This is a genomic window from Clavibacter davisi (assembly GCF_052751415.1).
The window spans coordinates 599,780-619,862 of the sequence record NZ_CP199882.1; the positions used below are offsets into that span (position 1 = coordinate 599,780).

The window sequence follows — 20,083 nt, forward strand, 5'->3', positions numbered from 1 at the left end:
GCCAGCGACCCCTCAGCGCCGCCCGACCTTCGGCAGCTGCGGCAGCGGCACGTCCGCGAGCCACGCCCGCAGGAGCGCGCCCGCGTCCCCGGCCGCGCCGACGAGGTCGGCGGTGGTGCGCGGGGCCGTCCACGCCGGATCCGTCCAGCGGAGCAGCAGCGCGCGCCACGCGGCGTCGCCGAGCGTCAGCCGGAGCGCGTGCACCGCGAGGGCGCCTCGCTTGTAGACGACGTCGTCGAACATCGCCTCCGGGCCGGGGTCGCCGATGCCGACCTGCGTGCCGTAGCGGTCGAGGCGCGCGTGGTGCTGGCGGGCGAGCTGATCCGCGGTCGGCCCGCCGGACTCCTCCGACCACAGCCACTCGGCGTAGCAGGCGAAGCCCTCGTTGAGCCAGATGTGCTGCCACGACGCGAGGCCCACCGAGTTGCCGAACCACTGGTGCGCGAGCTCGTGCGCGACGAGCCGCTCGGATCCGCCGGTGCCGTCGGCGTGGTTGGAGCCGAGCACGGCCATCGCCTGCGCCTCGAGCGGGATCTCCAGCTCGTCGTCCGTCACCACGACGCGGTACTCGCCGAAGGGGTAGGGCCCGAACAGCGTCTCGAAGAACGCCATCATGCGCGGCACGAGCGCGAGGTCCTGCAGCACGCGCGCCTCGCGCGGCTTCGGGTACGCGAAGACCGCCTCGGTGGATCCGGCGGGCACGCGCCGCTCCGCGTACCGGCCGATCTGCACGGTCGCCAAGTACGGCGCGGTGGGCGCGTCCTGCTCGTACGTCCAGGTGGCGCGGCCCGAGCGCTCGAGCCGGGAGACGAGCCGGCCGCTCGCGACCACAGTGTAGTCGACCTCGCACGCGACGCGGATCCGGAACGCGGCCCGCACGTCCGGCCGGTCGTTGCAGGGGAACCACGTCGACGCGCCGCTCGGCTGCGACGCGACGAGCACGCCGTCGCCGAGCTCCTCCCAGCCGAGCTCGCCCCAGACGGTACGGCGGGGGCCGGGCTCGCCGGAGTAGGCGACGTCGACCGTGAAGGACGCGCCCGCGGGGATCGGCGCGGCCGGGGTGACCACGAGGCGCCCGCCCCGCTGCACGTGCCGGGTCTCGCGCCGGCCGTCGACGCGCACGGCGCCCACGCGGAGGCCCGTGAGGTCGAGCTCGAACCGGGGGAGGGTCTCGCGGGCCGTGGCGGTGATCACGGCCCGGGCCTTCAGCCGGTTGCGGGCCACGCGGTAGTCGAGGTCGAGGTCGTAGCGCTCCACGGAGTACGCGGTGGAGCCGACCTCGGGGGTGTAGCCGTCGCCGGCCTCGGGACCCGTGGCGGTCCTCACCGGGGACCGGCGGTCGCGGGAGCGGCGGGGTCGGCGGAGGCCGGGGCGGCGTCGCCGGCGGCGGGCGCGGCCTCGGCGGGCAGGTACCGACCCGTCTTCACCTCGCGCCACGGGCCGATCGGGTTGCCGCTCCAGCGGCTCGCCTCGGGCACGAGCTCCCCGCGCATCACGAGGCTCGCGGGGCCCACGGTGGCCTGCGGGCCGATGCGCGCGGCGGGCAGGATGACGCTGTGCGGCCCGAGGGTCGCACCGGCGTCGAGGGTGACGGTGTCCATGCTCATGATCCGATCATGGAACAGATGCGTCTGCACGACACAGCCGCGGTTGATCGTGGACGCGTCGCCGAGGGTCACGAGGTCGGCCTCGGGCAGCCAGTGCGAGTCGCACCACACCCCGGATCCGATGCGCGCGCCGAGGCTCCGCAGCCACCAGACGAGCGCGGGCGTGCCGGCGGCCGAGGACGCGAACCAGGGCGCGGCCACCATCTCGGTGAACACGTCCGACACCTCGCTGCGCCACACGAACGACGACCACAGCGGGTGCTCCTCCGCGCGGATGCGGCCGATGAGGATCCACTTGGCCGCCGTCGAGATGCCCGCCGCCACCGCGCCCGCCACCAGCAGCACCACGCCGCCGAGCAGGAACGCGACGAGCGGACCCCACGCCTCGGTGATCGCCGCGAGCGTCACGAGCACGGCCAGGCCGATGGCGCAGGTCACGAAGACGGGCACGACGCGCAGCAGCTCCCAGAGGATGCGCGCGACGCGCAGCCGCGTCGGCGGCCGGAACGTGCGGGAGTCGTCGGCGGCGGCGACCGTGCGCCGGAGCCGGACGGGCGGGGAGCCGAGCCACGAGGATCCGGCCTTCGACTTGGTCGGCGCCGCCGAGAGCACGGCGACGAGGCCGTCCTTCGGCACCTTGTGGCCGGGCCCCGCCATGCCGGAGTTGCCGAGGAACGCGCGCTGGCCGATCTCGGCGCGGGCGACGCGCATCCACCCGCCGCCGAGCTCGTAGCCGGCCACGAGCGTGTCGTCGGCGAGGAAGGCGCCGTCGCGGATCGTCGTCATGGCCGGGATGAGGAGCACGGTCGACGCCTCGACGTCCTTGCCCACGCGCGCGCCGAGGAGGCGGAGCCAGACGGGCGTGAAGAGGCCGGCGTAGAGCGGGAAGAGCACGGTGCGCGCGAGGTCGAGGAGGCGCTCGGTGGTCCAGAGCTGCCAGCCGACGCGGCTGCGCACGGCGTGGATGCCCTCCGTGACGCCGAGGCCGAGGAGGCGCACGGATCCCACCACGAGCAGCGCGAGCACGAGCCCGGTCACGAGCACGGCGGGCACGAGCGCGCCGAGGCCGCGCCACCACGTGTCGCCGAGGTCGGCGGATCCGCGGATGGCGGCCGCGAGGATCCCGCCGCCCGCGACGAACGCCACCACCGGCACGAGCGCGGTCGCGACCGAGGCGGCGCCGTACGCCGCGACCCAGCGCGTGTTCCGCGGCGGCCGGTGGTCGGGCCACCAGACGCGCGCCTTGCCCTCGCGCGCGGCGGGGGATCCGGCCCAGCGCTGGCCCGACGGCACGCGCCCGAAGACGGCGGATCCCGGCGCGATCTCCGCGCCCTTGCCGATGCGCGTGCCCGGCAGCAGCGTCGAGCGCGTGCCGACCGTGGACCCCGCGCCGATGCGGACCGCGCCGATGCGCACGGTGTCGCCGTCGATCCAGTACCCGGAGAGGTCGACCTCGGGCTCGACGGAGGCGCCGCGGCCGATGCGCAGCATGCCCGTGACGGGCGGCAGCGTGTGCAGGTCGACGTCGTCGGCGATGCGCGCGCCGAGCGCGCGGGCGTAGTAGGTGATCCACGGCGCGCCCGCGAGCCCGACCGCGCCGATCTGCTGCGCGATCTGCTCGGCCAGCCAGAGCCGCAGGTGCCACTTCCCGCCGCGCGGGTGGTCGCCGGGCGTCAGGCCGCGGAGCAGCAGGCGCGCGGAGGCGGCGGAGATCGCCATGCGGCCGAACGGCGTCGCGAAGAGGAGGAGGCCGGGCGCGAGCAGCCACCACGACACGTCCGGCAGCGCGTCGAAGCCGCCGAGCGGCCGCAGCAGCGCGGAGCCCGTGAGGAGGAGCGCGAGCCAGCGGAGGCTCTGCAGGGCGAGCAGGGGCGCGCCGAGGAGGGTCTGGATCCACTGCGTGCGGCGCGGCGTCGGCGTCACGTCCACCTGCGGCCCGGTGCGCACGGCCCGCGGCGCGCGTCCGGCCATGGCCGCGTGCATGGCGCCGAGGCGGGGGTGGGCGTAGACGTCGGCGACCGTGAACTCGGGGTCGACCGAGCGGATCCGGGCCACGAGCTGCGCCGCCGACAGGGATCCGCCGCCCAGGTCGAAGAAGTTCGCGTCGGCGCTCGCAACGGGCGTGCCCAGCGCGGCGGACCACATCTCGGCGAGCGGGCGCAGCTCGGCGTCGAGGTCGGCGCCCTCGTCGCCCGCGGCGCCGGGCAGCGGCCAGGGGAGCGCGGCCCGGTCGACCTTGCCGGAGGTGCGCGTGGGCAGCGACTCGACCACGCCGATGAGCGGCACGAGCGCCGCCGGCAGCGCGACGCGGAGGCGCTGCACGGCGTCCTCGCGCGAGAAGGTCGCGGGATCCCGCGGCACGAGGTAGCCGACGAGCACCTGGTTCCCCGCGCCCGTGGTCTGCACGGCGACGGCCGCGCCCTGCACGTCGTCGAGGCCCTGCAGCGCCGCCTCGATCTCGCCCAGCTCGATGCGCCGACCGCCGACCTTCACCTGGTCGTCGGCGCGACCCTGGAACACGAGGCCCTCCGCCTCGAAGCGCACGAGGTCGCCCGAGCGGTAGGCGCGGTCCCAGCCGAGCGCGGGGAACGGGGCGTACTTCTCGGCGTCCTTGGCGGGATCGAGGTACCGCGCGAGCCCGACGCCCCCGATGATCAGCTCGCCCACGCCGCCCTCGGGCACGCGGGTGCCGTCGGCGTCGACGACCGCGAGGGTCCAGCCGTCGAGCGGCAGGCCGATGCGCACGGGACCGGGACCGGGGCCGCCGAGCGGCGCGGCGCACGCGACGACGGTCGCCTCCGTGGGGCCGTAGGTGTTCCAGACCTCGCGCCCGTCGGTCGCGAGGCGCTGGCCGAGCTCGGGCGGGCAGGCCTCGCCGCCGAAGATGAGCAGCCGCACGTTCTCGAGCGACTCCGCGGGCCATAGCGCCGCGAGCGTCGGCACGGTGGACACGATGGTCACGCCGTGCGTCGTGAGCCACGGCCCGAGGTCCATGCCGCTGCGGACGAGGCTGCGCGGCGCCGGCACGAGGCACGCGCCGTGCCGCCAGGCGAGCCACATCTCCTCGCACGACGCGTCGAACGCGACCGAGAGGCCGGCGAGCACGCGGTCGCCGGGGCCGATCGGCTCGTCCTGGAGGAAGAGGCGCGCCTCGGCGTCGACGAAGGCCGCGGCCGAGCGGTGCGAGACCGCGACGCCCTTGGGGGTGCCGGTGGACCCGGAGGTGAAGATGATCCACGCGTCGTCCTCGGGCGCGGGCGGCGCGACCAGCGGCAGCGCGGAGGTGGAGGCGTGCGCGGCGGCGGCGGGGAGGATGCGGAGCGCGGCGGCCGTGACCCGGGCGGCGGCGGCGGCGTTGTCGTCGTCGGCGTTGTCGTCGGCGTCCGCGTCCCCGGCGCGCGGCGTGAACTCGCCCGTGCCCGTCACGACGCCCGCGACGCGCGCCTCGCCGAACACCAGCCGCGCGCGCTCCTCGGGGTCGTCCGCGTCCACCGGCACGTAGGCGGCGCCGGCCGCGAGCACGCCGAGCACCGTGACGTAGAGGTCGCGGGACCCGGACGGCATCCGGATCCCGACCCGGTCGCCCTTCTCCACGCCCGCCTCCCGCAGCGACGCGGCGACCTGCACGACGCGCGCCATGAGCTCGCGGTAGCTGAGGGCGCCGTCGCCGTCCTCGATGGCGGAGGCGTCGGGGTGCGCGGCGACGGTCGCGCGGAGCACGTCCACGAGCGTGCGCGCGGGAGTGACGGCGTCGGCCCCGTCGAGGACCCGCTGCGCGTGGGCGGGGGCGGCGGCCTCGGCGGCGCCCGCGTCCGCGGCGTCGGCGACCGCGGCGGCCTCCTCCGGAGGAGCGCCCGCGGCCCGTGCGTCGTCGTGCGGCGTCGCCGCCTCCGGGGAGGACTCGGGCATGTGGTCTCCGATCGGACGGGGCGGCGTGCGTACTGTCGGGCCTCCGGGTGAACGGGAGGTGGAATCGCGGCGACCCCGGGGCTCCGGAGCCCGCGTCGGCGGATCAGCCGGCCGCGAGCGCCTCGTCCACCAGGCGTCGTGCATCGGCGTCGGAAGCGCCGAGCCGCCGCGCGAGCTGCGCGTACGCGGCGGCGGATGCCCGCAGCGCCGCGGGCACGTCGTCCTGCGCCGCGACGAACGACCCGGCGCGTCCGCGCGTCTGGATCACGCCGTCCGCCTCGAGCTCCTTGTACGCCCGCGCGACCGTGTTGACGGCCACGCCCGCCTGCTCGGCGAGCGCCCGCACGGTCGGCAGCCGCGCGCCGACCGGCAGCTCGCCCACCGCGGCCCGGCGCGCGACCTCCGCGCGGAGCTGCTCGTAGGGCGGGATCGCGGAGCCCGGGTCGATGCGGTAGCCGGGCGCGGGATCCATGCGCCGAGGCTAGCGAGCCGCGGCCGCCGCCGGGCGCGACATGCACGGCGCGCGCACCCGCCGAGCGCGCCGGCAGGGGAGGATGGACGCGCGGCACGCACGGCCGCCGACAGGAGGTCCCGCATGTCCGAGCTCGAGCTGATCACGATGTGGTCGCGCGCCCGCAAGCAGATGATCACGAGCCAGCTCGGGCCGATCCTCCTGCTCACCGCGACGGTGTTCCTGCTGCGCACCGGCCTCGCCGACGCCGACCTCGGCACGCGCCTCGCGGCCGCCCTGATCCTGCTGGCCACCGGCGCCCTCGGCGCGGCCGTGCAGTTCTCCATCAACTCGCAGGCCATCGCGATCGCCCGCGACCTCCGCGAGTCCGGCGCCTCCTCGCACGCGGCCCGCGTGGTCATCGCCGCCGAGGGCCTCACGAACCTCGTCCGTTACGCGATCCCGGCGCTCTTCGTCGTCATCTACGTCGTGATCCTGGTGGCGCTGTTCGCCTGATCGATTCCGTCACACCGGCAGCACAGTCGGCAGCCACTGCATGAAGGCGTACGCGCCGGCTGTAAATCCCGCGGTCCAGGTAGGAGCCGAGAGCGCGATCACGAGTGGTCGCTGCGTCAAGCGCGAGAGGAATCTCGACGATTCGGGCGTGGTGGCGCCCTGGCATTTCTTCAGTAGCATCGCCGCGAACGCGATGGCTCCGATGGCTCCTCCGAGCAACGAAGTGATGCTGAGGAGGGTCTCGATATCCGCCACCCGTCTGGCGATCAACATCGTCACGACGAGGTTGAAGGCCGCTCCGCGACCGATGTAGTCAGCACATGTCGCCCCCAGCCGTTGCCAGTGTGCCCGGTGTCGTTCCTCTTTCAGAGAGCGGATTCCGGCGACGAGAAGGCCCCATCGCGCTGCTTTCAGTCGGCTACGCACGTCGCTCAGGTTCCGGGCATCCTCGAGGTCCTCGCGCGTGCGCTCCCGGAGCACCTGCATGCGGGTCCTCGTCTCCGACGGCGAAGGGCGCCTTGAGGACGCCGCAGGATCCTGGCTGCGGGCGTCGCCGACGGCCTCAGCAGCGATGCCCACTCCAGCGGATACAGAAGTGAGCATCGCCAAGAGAGTGACTTCGTCCTCTGCAGTGAGCGCATTCTTCGCGCGCTTCTGCACGTCGCGCGCCCAGCTCGCATCTGCGCGACGCAGTCCGGCGACGGGGCGGAAGAGGGTGGAGAAGCTGTGCCCGATGATGCCCGCAGCGGATTGCACGAAGGAGATGCCCCTCCCTCCGTTCAACTCGCTGATGCGCTCAGATGCCTGTCGGAGGGCCGCGTTCCTCGATGAGAAAGCACCTGTTCCGACCCACACGAGGAACCCGGCCAATACGGCGCCCTCGAGTACGGCGACCAACAGGAAGGCAACGACGGCTCGATCGGCAACCTCCGCCCAATCCACGCCCACTTCATATCCTTTCGATCATCTCCGCATGAAGCGGTTGTCACCACGAACTGCAGACGCGCGGAAGCGAGGACGCGTGTCCAACGACGAGGGGCGTTGCCATGAGCGAGAGGGCACTCTTGTTCCGAGTCGTCGATGGTGGGGACCGGATGCTACATGGCGCACTGGTCCGCGGAGCAGGCGGATCGGCTAGCCCTACTCCAGCGTCCGGTTCACCAGCCGCGAGAGCACGATCGCGCTGCGGGTGTGGTCGACGTTCGGGGCGAGGCGCACCTTCTCGAGCGCGTCCTCGAGGCTCGGGATGTCGCGGGAGCGGATGCGCACGATGGCGTCGGCGTCGCCCGTGACGGTGCCCGCGTCGACGACCTCGGGGACGCCCTGCAGGATCCGGCGCAGCTCGTCGGGCGCGACCGTGCCGCGGCAGAACAGCTCCACGTAGGCCTCGGTGCTGAGGCCGTCGACCGCGGGGTCGACCTGGATCGTGAAGCCGCGGATCACGCCGTCGGCCACCAGCCGGTCGACCCGGCGCTTCACCGCGCTGGCCGAGAGCCCGACCGTGCCGCCGATGTCGCCGTACCCGGCGCGTCCGTTCTGGCGGAGGAGGTCGATGATCCGGTGGTCGAGGTTGTCCATGCTCCGAGCCTATGGCGGGATCCTGCGTGGGACGGGGGTCGGACGCGCGGAATCCGCGCGGCACCCTCTCGAACGGGCGTGATGCGCCTGCCAGGCTGACGGGAAGGCGTCCCCTCGGGGCTCTGGGACATCGTCCGCCTCCACGACCGCGCCCCGGCGCCGCACGAAGCAGGAGCACCATGCCCTCCACCCTCTCCCGGCCCGCGGACACCGCATCCGGCCGCACCCCCGTCGCGAAGCGCGTGCTGATGTGCCGGCCCGACCACTTCGACGTGGTCTACAAGATCAACCCCTGGATGGACCCGGCCGTCCCGACCGACACCTCGCTCGCGGTGCGCCAGTGGCAGACCCTGCACGACGCGTACGTGGGCCTCGGCATCCAGGTCGAGCTGATCGACGGCATCGCCGGCCTGCCGGACATGGTCTACGCGGCCAACGGCGGCTTCACGCTCGACGGCATCGCGTACGGCGCCGCGTTCCAGTTCCCCGAGCGCCAGCCCGAGGGCCCCGCGTACATGGACTGGTTCCGCGAGGCGGGCTTCGACGTGCGCGTGCCCGAGCAGGTCAACGAGGGCGAGGGCGACATCCTCCTCGTCGGCGACACGATCCTCGCGGGCACCGGCTTCCGGAGCGACAGCACGAGCCACGCCGAGGTGGCCCGGATCTTCGACCGCGAGGTCGTGACCCTCCGCCTCGTGAACCCGTCGTTCTACCACCTGGACACCGCGATCGCGGTGCTCGACGACGCGAACATCGCCTACCTGCCGAGCGCCTTCGACGCCGCGAGCCTGGACGAGATCGAGCGCCGCTACCCGGACGCCATCGAGGTCAGCGAGCAGGACGCCTCGATCCTCGGCCTCAACTCCTACAGTGACGGCCTCCACGTCGTGATCGCCGAGAAGGCCGTGGGCTTCGAGGCGTCGCTGCGCGAGCGCGGCTACGAGCCCATCGGCGTCGACCTGTCCGAGCTGCTGCTCGGCGGCGGCGGCGTGAAGTGCTGCACGCTCGAGCTGCGGCAGTAGGCCCGCGATGACCGACACGATCGACCGCCCCGCCGCCTCCGACGCCGGCGCCCTGGCCATCCACGCGGAGGAGGCGCACGCCGCGCACAACTACCACCCGCTGCCCGTCGTGGTCGCGTCCGGCCAGGGCGCGTGGGTCACCGACCTCGACGGCCGGCGCCTGCTCGACTGCCTCGCCGCCTACTCGGCCGTGAACTTCGGGCACTCGCACCCGGAGCTCGTGCGGGTCGCGACCGAGCAGCTCGGGCGGATCACGCTCACGAGCCGCGCGTTCCACAACGACAAGCTCGGCCCGTTCGTGACCGCGCTCGCCGAGCTCGCGGGCAAGGACATGGTCCTGCCGATGAACACGGGCGCCGAGGCCGTGGAGTCCGGGATCAAGGTCGCGCGCGCCTGGGGCTACCGGGTGAAGGGCGTGGCCGCGGGCCGCGCGAAGATCATCGTGATGGCCGGCAACTTCCACGGCCGCACCACCACCATCGTGAGCTTCAGCGACGACGAGGAGGCGCGCGCCGACTTCGGGCCGTTCACGCCCGGGTTCGTGACCGTGCCGTACGGCGACGCCGCGGCGCTCGAGGCCGCGATCGACGGGGACACGGTCGCCGTGCTCGTCGAGCCGATCCAGGGCGAGGCCGGCATCGTCGTGCCGCCCGCGGGGTACCTCGCCGACGTGCGGCGGATCTGCACGCGCGAGCGGGTGCTGATGATCGCCGACGAGATCCAGTCGGGCCTCGGCCGCACGGGCGCGACCTTCGAGTGCGACAACGCCGGGGTGGTGCCCGACCTGTACCTCCTCGGCAAGGCGCTCGGCGGCGGCATCGTGCCCGTCTCCGCGGTCGTCGGCGACGCGGACGTGCTGGGCGTCATCCAGCCGGGGCAGCACGGATCCACGTTCGGCGGCAACCCGCTGGCCGCGGCGGTCGGCCACGCGGTGGTCGACATGCTCGCGACCGGCGAGCCGCAGGAGCGCGCGCGTCGGCTCGGCGGCGTGCTGCACGCGCGGCTGGCGGATCTCGTGGGCCACGGCGTGCTCGAGGTGCGCGGTCGCGGGCTGTGGGCCGGCATCGACATCGACCCGGATCTCGCCACGGGCCGCGCGGTCTGCGAGCGGCTCGCCGAGCGCGGCGTGCTCGCCAAGGACACGCACGGCTCCACGATCCGGCTCGCGCCGCCCATCGTGGTCGAGGAGGAGGACCTCGTCTGGGCCGTGGAGCAGCTCGCCGACGTGCTGACGGAGCTCGGGGCGCGCTGATCCGTCGCCCACTCGTCGCGCCCGTCCGCCCGTGAGGGCGGGCGGGCGTCGTCGTCCCGCGCGGCGGTGGGGAGAGCCGGCACCCCGCCGGGGGGCCGGCCGGTACGGTGCAGCCGCCGGCGCGTACGCGTCGGACCCCCTCCTCTCAGAAGGCCGACCATGATGCCGACCGCTCCCTCCTCCCCGTCCGTCCGCGCCCCGCGCCGCCGCATGCGGATGCTCGCCTGCGCGCTGGCCCTCGCGGGCGCCGTCAGCGTCCTCCCGTTCGCCGCGCAGTCCGCGAGCGCCCAGCCGGAAGCGGGCCCGCACTCGGGGCCCTGGAACGGGGTCGACGTCTACATCACGCACAGCAAGCTGTTCGGGATGGCGGTCCGCACCTTCTCCAACGGGCACCAGTACTGCGTCGAGCTGTCCCCGGGGTGGAACGCCGTCCCCATCGAGGCGCCGGTCGCGGGCCGGTCGGGCGCCGAGCTGGCGCCCTCGAAGTCCTGCACCGACTTCGGCGGCACGAACACCTACATCATCCACGTCCGAGCCGGCGAGCGCTGGCACGTCACGAACGACAGCCCCCGCTGCGTGCCGTTCCACGGCGGCCCCGCAGGGCAGTGCACCCCGTACCGGCGCTCGTAGACGGCGAGCCCGATCTCGCGCTCGGCCGCTCGCCGCGGCCGGGCGCGACGGGCGGTGGGGAGAGTGAGCGCGTACGCGGGGCGGCCGCGGATACGGTGCATCGGCCGGTGCGCACGCACCGGATCCCACCCCTTTCCAGAAAGCTCACCACCATGCCCACCGCTCCCTCCTCCCTGTCCCTCCGCGCCCCCCCGCCGCGGCATGCGGCTGTTCGCCTGCGCGCTGGCCCTCGCGGGCGTCGTCAGCGTCCTGCCCCTCGCCGCCCAGTCGGCGAGCGCCTCCCCGGAAGCGGGCCCGCACACGGCGCCGTGGAACGGCGTCGACGTCTACGTATCGGGAGGCCAGCTCCACGGGATGAACGTGCGGACCTTCTCGAACGGGCACGTGTACTGCGTCCCGCTGTCCGCGGGATGGAACGCCGTCCCCGTCGAGGCGGCGGCCGCGGGCCGGTACGGGGCACAGCTCAATGCCTCGCGGTCCTGCAGCGACATCGGCGGACTGAACACCTACCGGGTCAACGTCCGACCGGGCGAGCACTGGCACGTCACGAACGACTCCCCGCGCTGCGTCACCTACCGTGGTGGCCCGGCCGGGCAGTGCACCCCCTTCGGGCACAGCTAGGAGTCGAGGTCGGCCCCGCCCTCAGGAGGGCGGCCGAGCGGCCGGCGGGCGCGTCGCGATGGCGACGCCCGCCGCGCCGCACACCACCACGATCGCGCCGAGCTGCACCGGCGTGAGCGTCTCGTGCAGCACGATCACGCCGAGGATCGCCGCGACCACCGGGCTGAGGCTCGTGAGCACGGCGAACAGGCGCGGGGTGATGCGGCGGAGGATCACGGTGTCGAGCGAGTAGGGCACCGCGGACGAGAGCAGGCCGATCGCCACGAGCAGGCCGAGGATCCGCCCGTCGAGCGCCGCGACGTCGAGCGTGAGGAGCGCCCACGGCACCAGCACGACGAGGCTCACGACGCTGGCGACCGCGATCCCCTGGAAGCCCGGCAGCCGCTCCGCCACCCGCCGTGTGAAGACGATGTAGGCGGCCCAGGTCACGGCCGCCGTCGCGCCGCAGACCAGGCCGAACGCGTCGATCCGCCCCTCGAGCCCGGTGAGCACGACGACGCCCGCGGCCGCGACGAGCGCGCACGCCGCGTCGAGCAGGCGGCGCGAGGCGAGCAGCGCGATGGACAGCGGCCCGAGGAACTCGATGGTCGCCGCGATGCCGAGGCCCAGGCGGTCGACGGCGGCGTAGTACGACAGGTTCATCAGCGAGAGCGAGAGGCCGAGCAGCACGGCCGGCACGAGCTGCGCGCGCGTCATGCGGTGGATCCGCGGCCGCGCGACCGGCAGCACGAGCGCCGCCATCATCACCTGCCGGGCGGCGACGACGAGCACGGGGCCGACCGCGGGGATCGCGAGGCCGGCGAGCGACGACCCGAGGCTGACGCTCACGATGGTGCCGACCTGGAGCGCGGCGCCCGCGGCGGTGTCCCGGGGGCTCGGGGCGTGCCCTGCGCTCGCCGCGTCCGTCGCGTCCGTCGCGTCCGCCACGTCGGCGACCGCGGCCTCGACGCCGGCCGGGGTGGTGCCGGGCGCGGATCCCGGGTGCGCGCCCGCGGCGTCGGCGGCGTCCCCGGTGCTGGTCACCTCGCGAGCGTACCGATGCGGGGACGGGCGGTCGCGCTACTCGGGTCCGTCTCCCGCCCCGCCGGTCAGCGGTCAGCGGCCCGCTCCCGCGCCGGGGTCCGCCGCTCGAGCGGGAACCGCGCGCCCGGGCGGGCGAGCAGCGTGGACACCGGGGTGCCGGCCGCTCCCGCGGCGTCCGCGAGGATCCGCGGGGCGAGGGTCTGGTCCGCGATGTGGCTGACGAGCAGCGTGCCGACCCGGGATCCCGCGGCGACGCGGCCCGCGCCCTGCCCGGTGAGGTGCCCGTGGCCCTCGAGCTCCTGCGGCGTGGCCGAGAGGTAGGTCGCCTCGCAGACGAACAGGTCCGCCTCGTGCGCGGCGGCGCGGAGGCCGGGGCAGTCGGACGTGTCGCTCGAGAAGGCGATCGTCGCGCCGGTATCCGCGTCCTCGAAGCGCAGCGCCGCGCTCGGCACCGCGTGGTGCGCGGCGAAGGCGGTGAGGCGGAGGCCCGGCGCGACCTCGAACGGGGTCGGCGTCGCGAGGTCGAGCCCGCGCACGTCGAAGGCCTGCGCGAGGGGGGCCTGCAGCGTCGGCACGGTCGGGATCCCGATGAGCTCGTCGAAGGACTCCACGTAGTCGAGGCTCTCGGCGGGCAGGTGGAGGGGCACGCGGCTCTCGCGCGGCCGCGGGAACTGCAGGCGGAACGCGAGGGCGCCGAGGTCCAGCGCGTGGTCGGCGTGCCGGTGCGTGACGACCACGGCGACCAGGTCGTCGAGGGCGCCGCGCTCGGCCAGCTCGCGCACGATGCCGGGGCCGCAGTCCACGAGCACCGAGCCGTGCGGGCCGCGGAGCAGGTAGCCGCTGGCGGCGGATCCGGCGACGGGCGCGGTGGCCGCGACGCCCAGGATGTCGAGGGTCCAGGTCATGCGCGTCGTCCTCTCGTGCGGGCGCGGTCGCGGCGTCGCGCGTCCGGGCCGGGGGTCGGGGGTGCCGCGTCCGGGGAGGCGGCGGGGGAGGCGTGCACGGTCGTGCCCGGTGCGTCGAGGCGCAGGTGCACGGCGTGGCCCGGCAGGCGCGGGGTGGCGCTCGAGACCGTGAGCTCGGTGCCGTCGACCGCGCTGGATCCGTCGCCCACGAGCCGCAGCCGGAGCGACCAGCTGGATCCGCGCGGCTCGACGTCGACGATCACGGCGGCGCGGGATCCGTCGACCGGCCGCTCGTGCAGGCTCGCGCCGTCGACCGGCCGGACCACCGCGAAGCACGCGCCGTCGACCGGGGCCGCGCCGTCCGCGAGGAACGGCGCGAGCGGCATGCGCCAGCCCTCGGCGACGACGAGCTCGCCGTCGGCCGCCATGGCGGGCAGGGCCGCGGCGCCCGCGACGAACTCCGCCACGAACGGATCCAGGGGCCTGCTCCACACCCCGTCGACGGTGTCGCGCTGGACGAGGCGCCCGTCGCGCATCACCGCGACCTCGTCGGCCAGCGCGAGCGCCTCGGCCTGGTCGTGCGTGACGATGATGGTGCAGCAGTCCGCCTCGGCGAGCAGGCGCCGGAGGTCGCGGCGCATGCCGTCGCGCAGCTGCGGGTCGAGCGCGGAGAGCGGCTCGTCGAGCAGGAGCACGCGGGGACGGATCGCGAGGGCGCGGGCGAGCGCGACCCGCTGGCGCTGCCCGCCGGAGAGCTGGGCGGGGGAGCGGTCGGCGTACGCGGTCATGCGGGTGAGCTCGAGCGCGTGGTCCACCCGCTCGTCGCGCTCGGCGCGCGGCACCCTCTGGGCGCGGAGGCCGTACGCCACGTTGTCGCGCACGCTCAGGTGCGGGAACAGCGCGTACGACTGCGGCACGTAGCCGATGCGGCGCCGCTCGGCGCGGAGGCGGGTGGCGTCCTCGCCGTCGAGGTGGAGGGATCCGCTCGACGGGGTGAGGAGGCCCGCGATGAGGCGCAGCAGCGTGGACTTCCCGCAGCCGCTGGGGCCGACGAGCGCGAGCACGCGGCCCGGCGCGACCTCGAGGCTCACGTCGGCGACCGCCTGGGTGGATCCGTAGCGGTGCCCGATCCCCTCCAGCCGCAGCGCGGGGACGGCGGCGGTCGCGGGGACGGCTGGGGCGTCGATGACGGTCATGCGTTCTCCTTCCGGGAGAGGGCGTTGCGCGCCAGCAGGGCGGCGGCGACGGCGGCGGGCACGAGGGCCACGCCGAAGAGCAGGGATCCCGCGGCGCCGAGCTCGAGCCGCTGGGTGGTGAAGGCGGAGTAGAGCGCGAACGGCGCGGTCTGGTTGGCGGGCGGCACCACGAAGAAGCTGAGGTTGAACTCGCCGATGGACAGCGCCGCGGCCATGAGCAGCGCGGCCGCGAGCGGGAGGCGGATCGCCGGCAGCGTGATCGTGACGAGCCGCCGCACGGGTCCCGCGCCGAGGGTCGCGGCCACGCGCTCCGCCTCGACGAGCTCCACCGCCGCGAGCGACGGCACGAGCCCGGCCACCAGGAACGGCAGCGCGATGAGGAGCTGGCCCACCACGAGGAGGGTGCCGCTGGAGCGGAGCGCGGGATCCGACGCCGCGAGGGCGAGGCCGAGCGCGACGCCCGGCACCGCGAGCGGGAGCATCGTGATCTGCCGCACGGCCGACCCGCCCGGCACCAGCCGGCGGGCGAGCGCGTGGCAGAGCGGCAGCACGACGACGAGCGCGAGCACCAGCACGACCGCGGTCACGGCGAGCGTCGGGCCGACGCGCGGGCGCAGCAGCTCCCACGCCATCGCGTACCAGTCCGCGGTGATCCCGCCGACGAGCGGCCCGCGGGAGGCGTCGGGTGAGATGGAGACGGCGAGGGTGCCGAGGATCGGGACGAGCACGAACGCGACGCACAGCGCGAGGGCGGCGGGGCCGACGCGATCGCGGTGCCCGGGCCGGCGGCTCATCGGATGCCCCGGCCGGCGGCGAGGGGCGCCGCGGCGGGGTCCGGGGCAGCAGCGGCCGCGGGTGCGGCGTGCGCGGGCGGCACGGCGACCGGCGCGACCGATGCGACCAGCGCATCCGACGCCCCGCCCGAGCGGGCCCCCCGCCCGTCGACGATCCGCGCCCCGACCGCGCACAGCACGAGCGACAGCACCGCGAGCAGCGCGAGCACCACGGAGAGCGCGGCCGCGAGGCCCTGGTCGCCCTGGTTGTAGAGGGCGTCGGCCACATCCAGCGGCAGCACGCGGATCCCCTCGGACAGCGTCGCGGCCGTCCCGTACGCCCCGAGCGAGGTCGCCATGCAGACGCCGGCCGCCGCGAGCAGCGGGCCGCGCAGCAGCGGCATTGTCACCGACCACGCGACGCGGGCGGGGAACGCGCCGAGCGACGCGGCGACGGCGGTGAGCTCGGGGTCGAGCCCGGACGCGGCGCCGCGCAGCGTGCCGATCACGCGCGGGATGCAGAAGTAGACGTACGCCGCCGCGAGCCCGCCGGCCGTGTAGGCCCAGCGCCCGCCGGGATCGCCCGTGACGGCCTCGATCGCCTGCGAGAGCAGCCCGTTGCGGCCGAGCATGACGATCACGAAGAAGCCGATGACGATGCCCGGGAACGCGAGCGGGAAGACGAGCACGGCGTCCACCAGCGCGGACGTGCGCGGCCCGGAGCGGGCGAGCGTGATGGCGGCGGGCGTGCAGATGGCGAGCGTCACGAGCGTGACGCCCGCGGACAGCAGCACCGTGGTGACGAGGGAGGCGCGGAGCCGGTCGTCGGCCACGAGCGCCGCGTAGTTGTCGAGCGTGAGCCCGCCCTCGCGCACGCCGAGGACCGTGCGGTGCAGCGAGTCGATCACGAGACCCGCGAGGGGCCGCAGCAGGAACCAGACGAGGAGCGCGAGGGCGGGGAGGGCGACGACGAGGCCGCCCCAGCCGACCCGGAGGGGGCGCGTGGGCACGGTCTAGCGGACCTCGGCCTGGTAGCGCGTGACGAAGGCCGCCTGCGCGTCGGCGAGGGCGGCGTAGTCGACGACCTGGGCGCGCGCGAAGTCCTCCGCGCTCTCGACCTTGTCGGCGATCTCCGCGGGAACCTCGCCCGAGATCGGGCGCACGTAGCCGCCCGCGAGCGTCGACTGGCCCTCCGCGGAGAGCAGGTAGTCGAGCCACTCCTTCCCGAGCTCCGGGTGCGGGGCGTCCTTCACGAGCGCCGCGACGTAGGGCACCTGGAGGGAGCCCTCGGCGGGGATCACGACGTCGAGCGGGGCGCCGTCGTTGTACTTCGCCGCGTAGCCGTTGAAGTCGGCGTCGATGAGGATCGGGATCTCGCCCTGCACGACCTTGGCCGTGGCGGTCTGCGCGGGCGTGACCGCGCCGTTCGCCTTGAGCTGCTTCAGGTAGTCGATGCCGGGGCCGAAGTCGTCGATCGTCCCGCCCATCGCGAGGTTCACGGCGGCGGCGACCGAGTAGCCGACGGCGGCCTGCGACGGATCGAGGTAGCCGGTCATCCCCTTGTACTCGGGCTTCAGCAGATCCGCCCAGCTGGTGGGGCAGGGGAGGCCGTGGAGCGCCTCGTTGTTGCAGATGAAGGCGATGGCGCCCGTGTGCACGGCGAACCAGCGGCCCTCGGGGTCCTTGAGGCCGTCGGGGATCGCGTCGAAGCCGGCCGGCTCGTAGGGCTCGGTGGCGCCGGCCGCGACGGCCTTCGGCCCGAAGGCTATGCCGAGGTAGACGGCGTCGGCCTGGGGTGCGGCCTGCTCGGCGACGAGCGCGGCGAGCGCCTGGCCGGAGTTCTTGGTGTCGCTGGGCGCGGCGACCGACTGCTCGGAGCCGAACTGCGTGAGCAGCGCGCCGAAGTTCGCGAAGGAGGTGGGGGAGTTGTAGGTGATGAGCGTGCCGGCCGAGGTGTCGCCGGAGCCCGCCGCGGCGGTGGATCCGGTGCCGGTGCTGGCCGAGGTGCAGCCGGCCAGGGTGAGCGCGGCGACGGCGGCGATGGCCGTGGCGGCGACGCGGGTGCGGAGCAGGGACATGCGGGTGGGCCTTTCGTCGGGGATGACTAAAACGTTAAAGTCGAGGAGCGGCCCGCTCCGGTCCGCCACGTGAACGCCGCCTTAACGCCGGCGGTCGAACCGGTCCTCGGCCCGGCCCCGGCCGGCGCGCGGGCCCCCAGGCGCTAGGAATGACGGATGACCCGAGACCCCGCCCCGCGCCGCCGGGTCTCGCTCACCGACGTGGCCCGCGAGGCCGGCGTCTCGGCGACCGCGGCGAGCTTCGCGCTCAACGGCCGGTCGGGCGTCGGCGAGGTCGTGCGGGCGCGCGTCAAGGAGGCCGCCGCGCGCCTCGGCTACGTTCCGTCCACCTCCGCGGTCGCGCTGCGCACCGGCCGCTCGGGCGCGGTCGGCCTCCTCATCCGCAACATGCGGAACCCCTTCTTCCTCGACGTGATCGACGGCTTCGACGCCACATGCGCGGCGGCCGGTCTCGGCGTCGTCATCGGATCCGCCGACTACTCGCCCGCGCGCGAGGCCGAGCTCGTCGCGACCTTCGCGGCGCGCGGGGTGGACGGGCTCGCGCTCGCGCCCATCGGCGGGGGGAGCGCGGCGGCCGACTGGGACGGATCCACCGGCAAGCCCGTCGTGCTCATCAACGGCGCGCGCCACGCGACCGGGATCGACGCGAGCCGCGTGCACGTCGACGGCGAGGCGGCGGTCGCGCAGGCCATGGCGCACCTGGCCGGCCTCGGGCACCGGCGCATCGCCATCGTCGCGGCGCCCCGCGACCGCAGCGCCGACGACGAGCGCGTGGCGGCCTTCCACCGGATCTGCGCCGAGCGCGGTCTCGCTCCGCGCGTCATCGAGACGGCCATGCAGCACGACGCCGCCGTGCAAGCGCTCACCCGCACGCTCGCCGAGCCCGCCGCCACGCGCCCCACGGCGATCGTGACGAGCAGCGACTACCTCGCGACCGCCGTCTACTCGGCCGCCGAGACGGCCGGCCTCCGCATCGGGGTCGATGTCAGCGTCGTCGGCCACGACGACCTCGGCACCAGCCGCTTCCTCGCGCCGGCGCTCACCACGATCGCCGTCGACCGGGCCGCGCTCGGCGCCGCGGCCGCGCGCCGGCTCATCGAGCGGCTCGACGGCGGCGATGCCGGCACCACGGTCGTGTCGACGTCGCTCGTCGCCCGCGCCTCGACGGGACCGGCGCCCGCCGGCGGATCCGCCTAGCGGGGCAGCGCGTCCCCGTCGGCGTCGAGGTGGTCGCGCCAGCTCCGCTTCGGCTCCCAGCCGAGCAGGCGGCGGGCCTTCGCGGTCGAGATGCCCGAGGAGTCCACGCGCTCGAGCGACCGCAGCTCGATGGCGTCGCCGTAGTGGCGGCGCAGCTCCGCGGCGAAGTCGTGACCGCCCGCGTTGTCGGCCGCCGCGATGTAGAACACCTCGTGGCCCGGCAGGTCGGACGCGACGGACAGCACGATCGCGTCCGCCAGGTCGTCCGCGTCGATGTAGCTCCACAGGTTCGCCGTGAGCACGGACGCGTCGCGCACCTGCTTCCCGAGGTTCGACGCGTAGTTGTCCTCGTTGTGCACGGTGCTCGGGCGGAGCGAGATCACGCGGATGTCGGACCGGCGCACGGCCGCGTCCATCAGCTGCTCGCCGAACGCCTTCGAGAGCGCGTACGGATCCTGCGGGTGCAGCGGGTGGTCCTCGTCGACGGGCGCGTAGTCCGGCAGGAACGGCCGCTCGGGGAAGAAGTTGCCCACGATGCTCTCGCTCGAGATGTTGACGAAGCGCGGCACCCCGAAGCGCACGGCGGCCTCGATGAGGTGGAACGTCGACATGAGGTTCGTCTGCAGCACCACGTGGGCGGGGTGCCCGGTGGGCTGCGGGATCGCGGCGACGTGCACGACGGCGTCCATGCCGGCGACGAGCGCGAACGCGGATCCCTGGTCGGTGAGGTCGGCCATCACGTAGCGGCCGGGGACCACGACGCCCGCGTCGAAGACGGGCCGCACGAGGTCGACGCCCGTCACGTCGTGCCCGGCGGCGACGAGCGCCTCGACGGCGGCGCGGCCGACCTTGCCGCGGGATCCGGTGACGAGGACCTTCACGCGCCGACCCCCGCCTGGCCCTCGGGCGCCTTCATCACGACGGGCACGAACGGGTCGTCCTCGAGCCGCTCGGCGAACCAGGCCTCGTCGACGTAGCCCTCCGACCACAGCTTCAGCGGGGTCGCGACGGTGGGCGTGAACAGCTCCCACCGGGTCCAGAGGCGCGCCTCCTCGGTCATCATGCGGCCGACCGCGCGGGTCCAGCGGACGACGACGTGGTCGGCGGGCAGCAGGCGCTCGAACGCGGCCTGCGCCTCGGCCAGGCGGGCGGACCGGGTGCCGTCGCCCGAGACCTGCTCGGCGCTGAGCGCGAGGACCAGGGTCCAGGTCGTGCTCTGCAGCTCGGTGTCGCGCGGCGCGGTGACGTCGGGGTCCGCTCCGGCTCCGGCTCCGGGCGATGCGGGGGTGGTGTCGTGGCTCATGCGGCGTCGCGCTCCTCGTGTC

Annotated in this window: 19 protein-coding genes; 6 read left to right on the forward strand and 13 right to left on the reverse strand. The window is 74.9% G+C overall.

Features of this window, described 5'->3' with window-relative positions; translation table 11 throughout:
* Positions 1–12: 12 nt before the first annotated feature.
* The 3 genes from ACU4ZT_RS02975 to ACU4ZT_RS02985 form a co-directional block, all read right to left on the reverse strand.
* Positions 13–1,326, reverse strand: a complete 1,314-nt coding sequence (locus ACU4ZT_RS02975) for a M1 family metallopeptidase (RefSeq protein WP_445337833.1) — start codon at positions 1,324–1,326, stop codon at positions 13–15.
* Positions 1,323–5,516 (reverse strand): Pls/PosA family non-ribosomal peptide synthetase, encoded by a 4,194-nt coding sequence (locus tag ACU4ZT_RS02980; protein WP_445337835.1) that lies wholly within the window; start codon positions 5,514–5,516, stop codon positions 1,323–1,325. The genes ACU4ZT_RS02975 and ACU4ZT_RS02980 overlap by 4 nt, the downstream gene beginning before the upstream one ends.
* A 103-nt stretch (positions 5,517–5,619) precedes the next feature.
* A complete protein-coding gene (locus ACU4ZT_RS02985; protein ID WP_445337837.1) occupies positions 5,620–5,988 on the reverse strand; it encodes a GntR family transcriptional regulator in 369 nt (122 codons plus the stop codon).
* 123 nt (positions 5,989–6,111) lie between these two features.
* Between ACU4ZT_RS02985 and ACU4ZT_RS02990 the strand changes: the two genes are divergently transcribed.
* Positions 6,112–6,483: a hypothetical protein gene (locus tag ACU4ZT_RS02990; protein WP_094126387.1), complete on the forward strand. Its 372-nt coding sequence runs from the start codon at positions 6,112–6,114 to the stop codon at positions 6,481–6,483.
* Between the two features lie 9 nt (positions 6,484–6,492).
* Here the strand turns inward: ACU4ZT_RS02990 and ACU4ZT_RS02995 are convergent, their stop codons facing one another.
* Together ACU4ZT_RS02995 and ACU4ZT_RS03000 are read right to left on the reverse strand one after the other, a co-directional pair.
* A complete protein-coding gene (locus ACU4ZT_RS02995; RefSeq protein WP_445337839.1) occupies positions 6,493–7,425 on the reverse strand; it encodes a hypothetical protein in 933 nt (310 codons plus the stop codon).
* Between the two features lie 198 nt (positions 7,426–7,623).
* Positions 7,624–8,061 (reverse strand): Lrp/AsnC family transcriptional regulator, encoded by a 438-nt coding sequence (locus ACU4ZT_RS03000; protein WP_011931848.1) that lies wholly within the window; start codon positions 8,059–8,061, stop codon positions 7,624–7,626.
* Between the two features lie 179 nt (positions 8,062–8,240).
* Here ACU4ZT_RS03000 and ddaH point away from each other — a divergent pair, with 179 nt between their 5' ends.
* The 4 genes from ddaH (at position 8,241) to ACU4ZT_RS03020 (ending at position 11,586) form a co-directional block, all read left to right on the forward strand.
* The gene (gene ddaH / locus ACU4ZT_RS03005; RefSeq protein WP_094126384.1) at positions 8,241–9,083 is read left to right on the forward strand and encodes a dimethylargininase; all 843 of its coding nucleotides are present in this window, start codon (positions 8,241–8,243) and stop codon (positions 9,081–9,083) included.
* Between the two features lie 7 nt (positions 9,084–9,090).
* On the forward strand, positions 9,091–10,335 hold the full coding sequence (gene rocD, locus ACU4ZT_RS03010) for an ornithine--oxo-acid transaminase (protein WP_445337842.1): 1,245 nt from the start codon (positions 9,091–9,093) through the stop codon (positions 10,333–10,335).
* A 159-nt stretch (positions 10,336–10,494) separates the two neighbouring features.
* Complete coding sequence (locus ACU4ZT_RS03015) at positions 10,495–10,965, forward strand: hypothetical protein (protein WP_063072380.1); 471 nt, start codon at positions 10,495–10,497, stop codon at positions 10,963–10,965.
* 201 nt (positions 10,966–11,166) lie between these two features.
* Complete coding sequence (locus ACU4ZT_RS03020; RefSeq protein ID WP_445337844.1) at positions 11,167–11,586, forward strand: hypothetical protein; 420 nt, start codon at positions 11,167–11,169, stop codon at positions 11,584–11,586.
* Between the two features lie 21 nt (positions 11,587–11,607).
* On the opposite strand, the gene ACU4ZT_RS03025 is transcribed toward ACU4ZT_RS03020, so the two are convergent.
* The 6 genes from ACU4ZT_RS03025 to ACU4ZT_RS03050 form a co-directional block, all read right to left on the reverse strand.
* Positions 11,608–12,609 carry an EamA family transporter gene (locus ACU4ZT_RS03025; protein ID WP_445337846.1) on the reverse strand — a complete coding sequence of 334 codons (1,002 nt, stop codon included), beginning with the start codon at positions 12,607–12,609 and terminating at the stop codon, positions 11,608–11,610.
* 65 nt (positions 12,610–12,674) lie between these two features.
* Complete coding sequence (locus tag ACU4ZT_RS03030) at positions 12,675–13,514, reverse strand: MBL fold metallo-hydrolase (protein WP_445337847.1); 840 nt, start codon at positions 13,512–13,514, stop codon at positions 12,675–12,677.
* Positions 13,511–14,710 carry an ABC transporter ATP-binding protein gene (locus tag ACU4ZT_RS03035; RefSeq protein WP_445337849.1) on the reverse strand — a complete coding sequence of 400 codons (1,200 nt, stop codon included), beginning with the start codon at positions 14,708–14,710 and terminating at the stop codon, positions 13,511–13,513. The genes ACU4ZT_RS03030 and ACU4ZT_RS03035 overlap by 4 nt, the downstream gene beginning before the upstream one ends.
* Positions 14,707–15,504: an ABC transporter permease gene (locus ACU4ZT_RS03040; protein WP_414748397.1), complete on the reverse strand. Its 798-nt coding sequence runs from the start codon at positions 15,502–15,504 to the stop codon at positions 14,707–14,709. Before ACU4ZT_RS03040 ends, ACU4ZT_RS03035 begins: the two co-directional genes overlap by 4 nt.
* A complete protein-coding gene (locus ACU4ZT_RS03045) occupies positions 15,501–16,493 on the reverse strand; it encodes an ABC transporter permease (RefSeq protein ID WP_063072375.1) in 993 nt (330 codons plus the stop codon). The genes ACU4ZT_RS03040 and ACU4ZT_RS03045 overlap by 4 nt, the downstream gene beginning before the upstream one ends.
* 3 nt (positions 16,494–16,496) lie before the next feature.
* Positions 16,497–17,561, reverse strand: coding sequence for an extracellular solute-binding protein (locus tag ACU4ZT_RS03050; RefSeq protein ID WP_445337851.1), 1,065 nt, complete (start codon positions 17,559–17,561; stop codon positions 16,497–16,499).
* Between the two features lie 156 nt (positions 17,562–17,717).
* Between ACU4ZT_RS03050 and ACU4ZT_RS03055 the strand changes: the two genes are divergently transcribed.
* Complete coding sequence (locus tag ACU4ZT_RS03055) at positions 17,718–18,758, forward strand: LacI family DNA-binding transcriptional regulator (protein ID WP_063072373.1); 1,041 nt, start codon at positions 17,718–17,720, stop codon at positions 18,756–18,758.
* Here the strand turns inward: ACU4ZT_RS03055 and ACU4ZT_RS03060 are convergent.
* A complete protein-coding gene (locus ACU4ZT_RS03060; protein WP_063072372.1) occupies positions 18,755–19,639 on the reverse strand; it encodes an NAD-dependent epimerase/dehydratase family protein in 885 nt (294 codons plus the stop codon). The genes ACU4ZT_RS03055 and ACU4ZT_RS03060 overlap by 4 nt on opposite strands.
* Complete coding sequence (locus tag ACU4ZT_RS03065; protein ID WP_063072371.1) at positions 19,636–20,061, reverse strand: hypothetical protein; 426 nt, start codon at positions 20,059–20,061, stop codon at positions 19,636–19,638. Before ACU4ZT_RS03065 ends, ACU4ZT_RS03060 begins: the two co-directional genes overlap by 4 nt.
* Positions 20,062–20,083: the final 22 nt, after the last annotated feature.